This is a genomic window from Erwinia sp. MYb416 (assembly GCF_037479575.1).
Classification (GTDB): domain Bacteria; phylum Pseudomonadota; class Gammaproteobacteria; order Enterobacterales; family Enterobacteriaceae; genus Erwinia; species Erwinia rhapontici.
The window spans coordinates 1-1148 of the sequence record NZ_JBBGYT010000332.1; the positions used below are offsets into that span (position 1 = coordinate 1).

Here is a 1148-nt window from a genome sequence, read left to right on the forward strand (position 1 = left end):
GTTACTGATGGTCGCGTAGTCAGCTTTCTCACCGATATACAGCAATTTATCCAGGCTGCCGTCACCATCTGACCAGGTGTGGCCGACGAATGAGCAGTGATCGATCCAGTATTTACTGCCGTAGTTCAGGTAAAGCTGGATATCATCATTGGCTTTAATATTCACCGAATGCTGGAAAATCAGGTTCTGGAAAATAATGTTCTGTGAGGTGGTCGTCGCACGGAAATGGATATTGTTTAAGGTACGGTTCTGGAATGAACCCACAATGGTTTTATTCGACCCAAGATTCACTTTCGTCAGACTTGAGGCGGTGATATTACTGTTAATCACCAGTACCCGCGCCGTACTGTCGCCCACATACTGATTAAGCTGTGCCAGTGTATTAATTTCCACCACCGATCCATTCCAGCCGCCCGTAACATTGGCTGCTTTGGCAAAACCGACCAGACCATTCAGTTTACTTGTTGGATATGTCATAAAAGCCCCTGTTTGCATGATGTTATTTTGAGATAAATGTGCGTATGACATCCTGTCGATTGAGCCATTTGCGAGAGGATAAGCACTCACGTCCATTGGCTTACGGGGCTATTTATACGCATCGTAAAAACCATGAACCAGCCAGTTCATGTCGCTGGTCGACAGGCAAACAAAAGCAGGCATTAAGATGCCATCATCAATATAAATATCCCTATTCATTATCACACCCCATCCACATTGGACTTTTTGCTAAACGGAAATGTGTTAATAAATGGGCTTTGTGACTGAACGCTGAAGGTGGGGTTTTGCAAGGTACGATGAAACGGTTTCTGTTTTCGTTTTTAGGCGCGGTGGTGGGATTTGGCGTAACCTTTGCTGTATTTCCACTACTATCCGATCTGATCATCGGCCCGGTGCTCAGTGATGATGAGATGAATCAAAACGTTGGATTGTTTCTGATTACTGCTGCGCTTTTAACGGTGTTCGGCGCGCTGGCAGGCGGGTTTTACCAGCAGCATCGGTGCAGGAAGCTCAAAGATACCTGACTGCTGGGTAGCTTTATCATTGAAGTAAGGGGCTAACCTATTTAGCCCCAAAACCCACCAGCACCGTGTTTAAGAAGAAATAACCCCCGCAATCGCCCGCACATCACTGCCGGTCGGTGCCTGATG

At 46.5% G+C, this 1148-nt stretch carries 2 protein-coding genes; one reads left to right on the forward strand and one right to left on the reverse strand.

Features of this window, described 5'->3' with window-relative positions; genetic code table 11:
- On the reverse strand, window positions 1-477 hold a 477-nt coding region (locus tag WH277_RS03975), incomplete at its 3' end, for a pectate lyase family protein (protein WP_445235306.1).
- A gap of 305 nt (window positions 478-782) precedes the next feature.
- Here WH277_RS03975 and WH277_RS03980 point away from each other — a divergent pair.
- Window positions 783-1022 carry a hypothetical protein gene (locus tag WH277_RS03980; RefSeq protein ID WP_339458302.1) on the forward strand — a complete coding sequence of 80 codons (240 nt, stop codon included), beginning with the start codon at window positions 783-785 and terminating at the stop codon, window positions 1020-1022.
- Window positions 1023-1148: the final 126 nt, after the last annotated feature.